Consider the following 9,427-nt stretch of genomic DNA (forward strand, 5'->3'; position numbering starts at 1 on the left):
CCGGAGAAGGTGCGTCTGGTCGAGGTTGGCCCGGGTGATGGCACGCTGATGAGCGATGCCCTGCGCGCGGCCCGTCTTGCCCCCGCCTTCCTCGAAGCCGCCGAACTGGTCCTGATCGAGCCGAGTCGTCCGCTCAGAAACGAACAGGCCCGGCGTCTGGCCGATGCCGACCTCGAACCGCGCTGGGTCAAGAACCTCAGCCAGATCGAGACGGATGCCCCCGTCATTCTGATCGCCAACGAGGTACTGGACTGCCTGCCTGCCCGCCAGTTCGTGCGGACAGAGGGCGGATGGGCCGAGCGCCGCATCGGTGTCACCGACGACAATGAACTGGTGTTCGGGCTTACCGCCATCAGCGAGGGCTTTGACACCCCCGCCATCGACATCGAGGTGGGACAGGTCCTCGAGATATCCGAGCAGCAGGCGGCCTTCGGGCGGGACCTCGCAGCCTTGGTTTCCGAAAGCTCCGGTGTGGCTTTGTTGATTGACTACGGACGCGCCAAAACCGAGGCGGGCGATACGCTTCAAGCCCTGCGCCGTCACCAGAAGGTCGATGTACTGAGCAACCCCGGCGAGGCAGACCTGACGCAATGGGCCGACTTCCCGCTGGTGCTGGAAGCAGCCGTGCGCGGCGGTGCCGATGTGACCGGATGCATTGGACAGGGGCTGTTCCTCGCACGATTGGGCATTATCCAGCGCGCCGAGAGCCTTGCCCGCGCCCGCCCCGAAGCTGCAGACATCATCCATCGCCAATTCACGCGACTGACGGCACCGGACCAGATGGGCGAGCTGTTCAAGGTCGCTGCAATCTTCTCGCCACGCTCGTTAGCTGTTCCGGGATTTGAAGCATGACGCCGATTACCCACCCTCTCCTCGATCTTGACGGTATCAAGCACGGGTTCTTCACCCGCGAAGGCGGTGTGTCCGAAGGTATCTACGAGGGCTTGAACTGCGGCGTCGGCTCCAAAGATGATCCCGAGCGTGTAGCGCGTAACCGCCAGCTTGTGGCCGAATGGTTCGGAGGCTCGGGTGACGACTTGTGCGGCTGCTACCAAATCCATTCGGCAGACGCTGTAGTCGCCGATGGAGGCTGGAGGGGCGAGCGCCCCGAAGGCGATGCCGTCGTAACGCGCACGCCTAACGTAATCGCCACCGTGCTGACGGCCGACTGCGCTCCCATCCTGTTTGCTGACCCCGAGGCGCACGTTGTGGCCACGGCCCATGCAGGCTGGAAAGGTGCGCTGGGCGGCATCATCGCTGCGACGGTCGATAAGATGGTAGCCCTGGGTGCCAGGCCTTCGAACATCCGCGCTGTGGTTGGCCCGTGCATCTCGCAGGCTTCTTATGAAGTCGGTGCTGACTATCAGGCCCGTTTTGCCGCCGAAGCCCCCGGAAGCGAGCGTTTCTTTGCCGCAGGTTCATCGGACGGCAAACGCCAGTTCGACCTTCCCGGATTCGTCTTGTGGCGACTGGAGCAGGCTGGTGTGACGCAGGCGGCTTGGAGCGGCGATGACACGCGCACCGACGAGGGGCGGTTCTATTCCAACCGCCGCGCCTTCCTGAACGGCGAGCCGGACTTTGGCCGGCTGATCGGAGCCATCGCGCTTACTGAATAAAGAAAGGGCCCGCTGCGAAAACAGCGGGCCTTTTTCTTATTGGGCTGACAGAGCTTTTCAGCCCGCCATAGCCAGCGCCGGAACCTTGGTCGTGTAACGCCATGCCTGCGGGTTCGCCAGCAGGGCGCGGACCAACTTGTTGTTCAGCTGGTGACCGGCCTTATAGCCTTCGTAGCGGCCCATCAGAGGCGCACCCAGCACATACAGGTCGCCGATAGCGTCCAGTGCCTTGTGGCGTACGAACTCGCGTTCCATGCGAAGACCGCCGGGGTTCAAAATCTGATCGCCGTCGATCACGACGGCATTTTCCAGCGAACCGCCACGGGCCAGACCGGCCTGACGCAGGGCTTCAACCTCATGGGCGAAACCGAAGGTACGGGCCGACATGATCTCGGAGCGGTAGGTCGCTTCGTCGACAACGAAGTCGATGACTTGATTACCGATCACCGGAGTCGGGAAATCGATTTCGAAGCGCATTTCGAAACGGTCGCACGGCAGCAGGGCAGCAGTTTTGTCACCCTCCTCTACGCGGATCGGTTCCAGAACTTCGATAAAGTGGCGCGGTTGTTCCTGACGACGGAAACCTGCGCGATCCAGCAGTTGCACGAACTGGACAGCCGAACCATCGAGGATCGGCAGCTCGGGACCGTCCACCTCGACGATAGCATTGGCAATGCCGAGGCCAGCCATGGCCGACATCAGGTGCTCGATGGTCGAAACACGCACATCGTCGGCGTTGGCAATCAGTGTGTTCAGGCGGGCGTCGATAACCGCTTCACCCGTAACGGGGATACGGTTGTCGCGATCCTTGATGTCGGTACGGACGAACACAATCCCCTGACCGGCAGCCGCAGGGCGAACCGTCAAACGCACACGACGTCCGGTGTGGACGCCCACGCCTGCGCAAATCGCAGGTGCGGTGATCGTATGCTCAAAGGGGTCGTTGAAGACCGTCACTCGAAAACTCATCGTATCGCGCGCCCATAAAGGGACTGCGCCGGAAGGTGGCATTTAACCAAACCTCGGCAATCACGAAATGAAAGTCGGGTTTCGGATTGTTTCGAAATCACGACAGCCTGTAACAGGCCGTAAATGCCGGTTGCTGAGCACGGGCCAATGAAAAACCCCGCAACCGGAGCTGCGGGGCTTTCGCATTTCAGACCGTTCGCCGATTAGTTGGCGAGGCGGCGCAGGAACGACGGGATTTCCAGATCGTCGTCTTCAGCGTAACCGCGCTGGTGATCCTGAACCTGCGGCTGGACCGACTGGGTCTGGCGCAGTTGCTGGGTCGTGCGGTTCGGGCCCGAGGACGGCGGCGGCGAATAGGTCGGCTGCTGCGGCGCGTTGCGACGGCGACCGAACAGCGACCAGCCGCTACGACGGTGCGAGTCGTCATAATATTCTTCGCGCGGGGCTTCCGGTTCCGGCTTCGGTTCCGGACGGCGGGCCGGTTCGCGCTCCATATACAGGTCGCCCTGCTCTTGCTGGGCAGCGGCACCACGTGCGCCACGGCCTTGCTCGAACTCTTCAACCCACGGATCAACGATCGGGTCGAGGTTGCGCGGCGCGTCGTGGATAACCGGCTCGGGGCGCACTTGCGGTTCCGGCTGACGGGCAACCGGCTCCGGTGCAGCCTGTTGAGCCACCGGCTCGATACGGACTTCTTCGCGCTGTGCAGGAGCAGCTTGTTCCGGCTGGCGGCGGTTCAGGGTCGTAGCGACGGGCTCGATTTGCTGGATCGAGGCTTCGTCCATACCGGTGGCGACAACCGAGACGCGGATCTTGCCTTCCAGAGCCGGGTCGAAAGCGGCACCGAAGATTATGTTTGCATCACCGTCGACTTCGGCAGCGATAGCGTTCGCCGCTTCGTCGACTTCCAGCAGGGTCATGTCCATGCCGCCGGTGATGTTGACCAGAACGGCCTTGGCACCTTGCAGGCTGGTTTCGTCCAGCAGCGGGTTGGCGATAGCGTTCTGGGCGGCCAGCAGGGCGCGGTCGTCGCCCGTGGCTTCGCCAGTGCCCATCATGGCCTTGCCCATCTCCGACATCACGGCGCGAACGTCGGCGAAGTCGAGGTTGATCAGGCCCGGCAGGATCATCAGGTCGGTGATCGAGCGAACGCCCGAGTGCAGCACCTGGTCCGCCATTTGGAAGGCGTCCGAGAAGGTGGTGCGTTCGTTGGCGACGCGGAACAGGTTCTGGTTCGGAATGACGATCAGGGTGTCGACGTAGCGTTGCAGCTCGGCGATGCCTGCATCGGCCAGACGCATGCGGTGACGGCCCTCGAAGGTGAAAGGCTTGGTCACGACACCAACGGTCAGGATGCCGCGGTCACGGGCGCACTTGGCGATAACCGGAGCCGCACCCGTACCGGTGCCACCGCCCATACCGGCGGTGATGAAAACCATGTGCGCGCCTTCGAGGTGCGCGTGAATTTCGTCGGCGGATTCTTCGGCGGCATTCATCCCGACCTCGGGATGAGCGCCCGCGCCCAGACCCTGGGTGATGGTGTCGCCAAGCTGGATACGACGGTCGGTCTTGGCAAAGCTCAGATGCTGGGCATCCGTGTTGGCCACAACAAACTCGACGCCCTCCAGACCGGAGTCGATCATGTTGTTGACTGCGTTACCACCGGCCCCGCCAACGCCGAATACGACGATGCGTGGCTTCAGTTCTGTGGCTTGCGGCTTCACCAGCGAGAGAGACATTGTATTCCGACCTTCCGACCCTGCTCATTCATCCCAATCGACCCCCGCCGAATCGCATTGGTTATGAGCGGGTTAATAAAAGACCCGACAACGTTAACGGATCATTACCGACCTAATATGAGTCGGCGTTTCTGGAAGCACGTAACACTGATGTTTTTCACGCTTTAAGTGCATTTTTTCAGTTGACGGGACCAAAAGCCGTTAACCAAACGCAAAGAGAGGGGCAAAGGCCCCTCTCCCGCTAAACAAAGCTTACAGTTTCAATCAGAAGCGCATGCGCATGCCCATGTTGAAACGACGTCCAAGACCGTCATAGATCGACGGGTCTGTGGTCCAGCCGGTCGCCGAGGTGATGGTCTGGGCGATGTAGACATACTCGTCAAAGATGTTGTCTACGCCGACGAACACTTCGGCCTTGTCGGTCACGTCATAACGCACCTGCAGGTCCGAGAAGTGACGCAGGCCGATGTAGTCGCTCTTGTCATCCTTAGGATCGCAGCGGTCGAGATAGCGGTAGCAGCTCTCGCCCATGAAGCGGGTCTTCCACGACGTGGTCAGCGGGCCACGGCGATAGACCAGGTTCAGGTTGCCGACGTTCTTCGGCGTCGCCGAACGGCCTGCGAACTCTACCATCGCTCCACCCGCCAGAGGCGAGGTCTTGCGGGTCATGAGATGCTGGTGCGAATAGCCGATAGCCAGTTGGCCCGCGTCCTCGAACGCTGACAGGTACGGCAGACGGGTCAGGTCGACCGAGTAGTTGGCTTGCAGGTCAAAGCCGCGGGTCCGGTTTTCGCCCAGGTTCATCGTGCGCGAGTTCACTTCACGGAAGGAGCCGACGCTGGCACCCTTGTCCTCGCGAATGATCTGCTTGCAGTAGATGTTGTTCGGGTCATAGACGCCGCCCGAGTTCACATAGCACTCGTTCAGGCTGGTCGAACGGCCGAGGGTGCCGATCATGCCCTCGATCTCGAGCTGGAAGTAGTCCACCGAGACCGACAGACCGGACCACCAGTCGTTCCAACGCGGATTGAACAGCAGACCCGCAGTGAAGCTGGTCGAGGTTTCTGCTTCCAGATCCTCATTGCCCGAGTTGAAGCCGTAGTAGCCTTGGGCTTCGGACTGGGTCTGGATGTAATGGCCGTCACGGGCGACACGGGCCGCAACCGTCGGGTCTGCTAGGCAGGCCTTGGCGGCATTGCTGCCGACAGTGCCGCTGTCGACACCGCTGCCGACGATCTTGCCGACGTCGTAGCCGCTACGTTCCTTGAAGAAGGCACCCTGACCGTTGACGATGGTCAGCGAACGGCACGGGTCTGCGTCGGTTGGATAGGTCTGGCTGACGCCGGCGTACAGTTCGGCGATGTTCGGGGCACGCACCGAGCGGGCGTACTGCGAGCGTACCTTCAGGAAGTCGACCGGCTTCCATTCCAGCGACGCTGCATAGGCATCGGTCTTGCCAACGGTCGAATAGTCCGACACGCGTGCCGACAGGCTCAGATCCAGTTGATGCGCCCACGGCAGGTCTGCCAGCAGCGGGATATTCAACTCGATGAAGCCTTCGCTCACGTCATAGCTGCCGCGCGTGATGGGGGTCAGGTTGGTGGTGGTCAGACCGCGCTGCATGGCGACGTCCGGCACCAGTTCGGATTCCTCGCGGCGATATTCGCCACCCACGACAAACTGAAGCGGACCCGCCGGAAGCTCGAATGCCGTGCCCGACAGGAAGCCGTTGATGACCTTCTGGTCCATCATGTTGTCGACCTTGTGCACGATCTGCACATAGTCCATCGCTTCCTTCGACGCGCCGCCTTCCTCGAAGACGAAGATCGGCAGACAGCCTTGGGCGCGGGCCAGTTCGCTGCGGCAGGCGAACGAACCGTCGGCCAGCTTCACCACGTCGATGGCGTTGATCAGGTTGTCCTTGAGCAGCGCGCCCTCGTTGGTGCGCTGGTTGCTCAGGTGGCCCCAGTTGAAGCTCATCTCGTAGCTGAGGTCGAGCGGGGTCCCCAGCTTGCCTTGCAGGCCCGCCACGATGCGCGAGTGGTTACGCTCTTCGATGTTGCTGCGGTTCGGCGCTTCGGAGAAACGGCGATTGAAACCGACGGCGCGCTGTTCGTCGGTCAGGCCCGGGGTGGCTGCACGGACCAGATCGCGAATGGCGACCGGCACAGCCTCCGACAGGATCGGGATACCGTACACGCAGCCGGTGCTGGTGCAGGCGATGTCGCGCGTGATGTTGCTGCCGTCCTTGTAAAGGTCGGAATTCTGCACGCCCGTCGGCTCCATGGACGACTGCGCACGACCGCGATAGGCCGACGCCTCCATGAAGAAGCTGTGATTGTTGTTGTAGTCGTAGCGGGCTTGTGACGTCAGGTGCAGACCGTCGGTCGGCACCATGAGGGCGCGGTAGTCCTGACGGTTGTAGCCGTGAACCGAGTTGTCGAACTTGACCAGCTTGCCGTCCCACAGGGTCCAGCTTTGCGAAGCGGGGGTTACGCCATTCTGTTCGAGTCCCGGAATGATGGCTACGCCGCCCGGCGTCACCGACGAGCCGGAGAAGTATTTGGTTTTCTTGAACGTATCGGAAGTGCCATCCAGCGCCATGCCGCGGTCACCGCGGTCGCGAGCATAGATGCCGTGGGTCTCGTTGTACGACAGGCTGGCGACGAAGTTGCCGCGGTCATCGGCAAAGTTCGAACCCAGTTTGAAGCCGAACTTGTAGTTCTCGCCGTCGCCGCGCTCGGTGATGCCGTATTGGCCGAAGGCTTCAAAGCCCTGGTAGTTGCGCTGGGTGATGATGTTCACCACGCCTGCCAGAGCATCCGAGCCATACACCGACGAAGCACCGCCCGTGACGACGTCGATACGGTCGATGAACTCGGTTGGAAGGGTCGCGAAGTCGACCGTCGAGGTTCCCGGCACGCCGCCGATGTAGCGACGGCCGTTGACCAATACCAGCGTGCGGGCTTCGCCCAGCGAACGCAGGTTCACCGAGGTCACGCCGTTGTTGGCGGTGAGGAAGTTACTGCTCGACGGTGTCAGGGCAGACTGACCTGCCGAGGGCAGCGAGCGCAGAATATCGCCCACGTTGGTCTGACCCGACAAGGCGATCGCTTCAGAGTTCACTGACTGGACGGCGGTGGCCGAAGTCTGGTTCGGACGGACGATACGGGTGCCGGTTACGACGATCTCGTCGACCTGTGTCGCGGTGTCGACTTCCTGTGCGATAGCCGGGGCGGAAATCAAAGCCCCCGCCAGTATGGTGGTGCCCAGAAGGGCCGTTAGGCGCGTGTGCAAATGCCATCTCCAACTTTACGGAACAGGCCCCTCGCCCGTCCGCCATGGAGAGTTTTTGATTATTGATGCACGCGGCCTTCAATAACCGCAGGAACACGACACCTAAGTCTCGTGTCAAATAATACACACAACCGACACGCTGGATCGATTTTGGGAATATTACCGATCCGAAATCTCAATACTTATCAGTAGATTACGGGTTTCACATTACGTGGCTCGCGAATTAGGCTTTTTCATCACCTCCGTGTGGCGGGTCGATTTGTGAAGCTATGGCAATCTTAACGCCGCCTGCGCCGCAATTACTCCCCTGCCCTGCCCCGTTTCAAAACGGCCTGCGATGCGAAGCAGGCAAAAGAAAAGGCGGCTCTTTCGAGCCGCCTTCCCTAGTCTGAAATCAGACTGAACTTACCAAGGACGGTAGTTCACGCTCACCGAGAAGCGACGACCGAACGGGTCGAAGTTCGAGTAGAGCGATGCGCCCAGCCAACGTGCTTGTTCAGCATCGAAGACGTTCTGGACGGTACCGGTCACGGTGACGTCGTCGCGGACCTGATAGCGGACCGAGATGTCGTTACGCATGAAGTTCTCGGTGTCCATGTACTTCGCTTCGCGCTGGTCGGCGTTCGAAATGAAGTCACGGGCCTGCACGATGTCTTGCGCGGTCTGCCAGTCAGCAGTCCAGGTGATGCGCAGCGGCTCGTGCGGGGTCTGCCAGGCCAGGGTCGAGGTCATGCGAACGCGCGGGTAGTACAGCGTGCTCGACAGCTCGGTGAAGTCAGCCGGGTTGTCGATGTTGTTGAAGTTCTTCTGCTCAATCAGCCACGAACCGGCCAGCTTGTGCGAGAACGAACCCCAGTTACGGCCCAGCATCTCTTCGGTGTCGAAGCGATAGGTCGTGGTGAAGTCCAGACCACGGACGTTACGCTTGGCATAGTTGATCGACGACTGGATGAAGTCGGTCAGCATGAAGCGGTCGTCGGCCGGGGTGCCATCGATGTCGACGCGCGAACGGGTCAGGGTGGCGCAGGCGCTGCTGTTCAGCGACGGGCCTTCAACGCAGTTGTTAGCGGCGGTTTGAGCCGTAACCGATGCGATGACCTTGTCGATGGTGATTTCGTAGTAGTCGAGGACCACTGCGAAGTTCGGCAGGAAGCGCGGCTGCAGAACGGTCGAGAAGGTGAAGGATTCCGACTCTTCCGGTTGCAGGTACGGGTTGCCACCGTTGTTGCCCGGGACGCTCGACGAATAGACCGGCTTGTAGGCGTCGGCTGCCGTCGGGTCGGTGAAGTTGAAGGACAGACCGTGTTGCTGAGCCAAGGCGGCGCAGTTCTTGATACGGTTAGCCTTCTTCTCCTGATCGGCGGTGTTCTGAATGTTCAGAGTAGCGCACGGATCGGTGAACGACAGGAAGGTTTGCGTCAGCGGTGCGTTGGTTTCCGACAGGGTCGGAGCACGGACCGAGGTGTTGAAGCTGGTCTTGAACGCGATGTCGCGGATCGGACGGTAAACCAGGTTTACGCCCCAAACTTCGCTACCGCCGAAGGTCGAGAAGTCGCTGTAGCGGTACGAACCGCTGATTTCAGCGTATTCACCGAACTTCGAGTCACGCAGCAGCGGGACCGAGATTTCAGCGAAGCCTTCGGTGGCGTCGTATTCAGCCGGCAGGAAGTCAGCGCCGCCATTCAGCTGAGCGTAGGTGGTGCCCAGCGAGGAGCTGCGGCCCAGACCTTCGGTCATTTCCTTGCGGTATTCAGCGCCCAGAGCGACGCCGATCGGACCGGCACCCCAGAAGTCCCACAGCTGACC

General features: G+C 61.1%; 6 protein-coding genes. 2 read left to right on the plus strand and 4 right to left on the minus strand.

Going from position 1 to position 9,427, the window contains the following annotated elements:
* Nucleotides 1-852, plus strand: an 852-nt coding sequence (locus tag OB03_RS00750) for an SAM-dependent methyltransferase (RefSeq protein ID WP_461342886.1), incomplete at its 5' end; no start/stop codon positions are given.
* Nucleotides 849-1,616, plus strand: a complete 768-nt coding sequence (gene pgeF, locus OB03_RS00755) for a peptidoglycan editing factor PgeF (RefSeq protein ID WP_461342887.1) — start codon at nt 849-851, stop codon at nt 1,614-1,616. The genes OB03_RS00750 and pgeF, both read left to right, overlap by 4 nt.
* Nucleotides 1,617-1,673: 57 nt before the next feature.
* Here the strand turns inward: pgeF and lpxC are convergent, their stop codons facing one another.
* From lpxC to OB03_RS00775, 4 genes are all read right to left on the minus strand, one after another.
* Nucleotides 1,674-2,585, minus strand: coding sequence for a UDP-3-O-acyl-N-acetylglucosamine deacetylase (lpxC, locus tag OB03_RS00760; protein ID WP_248286911.1), 912 nt, complete (start codon nt 2,583-2,585; stop codon nt 1,674-1,676).
* A gap of 203 nt (nt 2,586-2,788) precedes the next feature.
* Nucleotides 2,789-4,324: a cell division protein FtsZ gene (gene ftsZ / locus OB03_RS00765; RefSeq protein WP_461342888.1), complete on the minus strand. Its 1,536-nt coding sequence runs from the start codon at nt 4,322-4,324 to the stop codon at nt 2,789-2,791.
* Between the two features lie 264 nt (nt 4,325-4,588).
* Nucleotides 4,589-7,621, minus strand: coding sequence for a TonB-dependent receptor plug domain-containing protein (locus OB03_RS00770; protein WP_461342889.1), 3,033 nt, complete (start codon nt 7,619-7,621; stop codon nt 4,589-4,591).
* 405 nt (nt 7,622-8,026) lie between these two features.
* Nucleotides 8,027-9,427 (minus strand): TonB-dependent receptor domain-containing protein (locus tag OB03_RS00775; RefSeq protein WP_461342890.1); only part of this gene is annotated, 1,401 nt, incomplete at its 5' end.

This window comes from Brevundimonas sp. GN22 (assembly GCF_054824005.1).

Bases quoted from the DNA above. Each gene is read 5' to 3' on its own strand.
- pgeF (WP_461342887.1), top strand. From the start codon at position 849: ATGACGCCGATTACCCACCCTCTCCTCGATCTTGACGGTATCAAGCAC.
- lpxC (WP_248286911.1), bottom strand. From the start codon at position 2,585: ATGAGTTTTCGAGTGACGGTCTTCAACGACCCCTTTGAGCATACGATC.
- ftsZ (WP_461342888.1), bottom strand. From the start codon at position 4,324: ATGTCTCTCTCGCTGGTGAAGCCGCAAGCCACAGAACTGAAGCCACGC.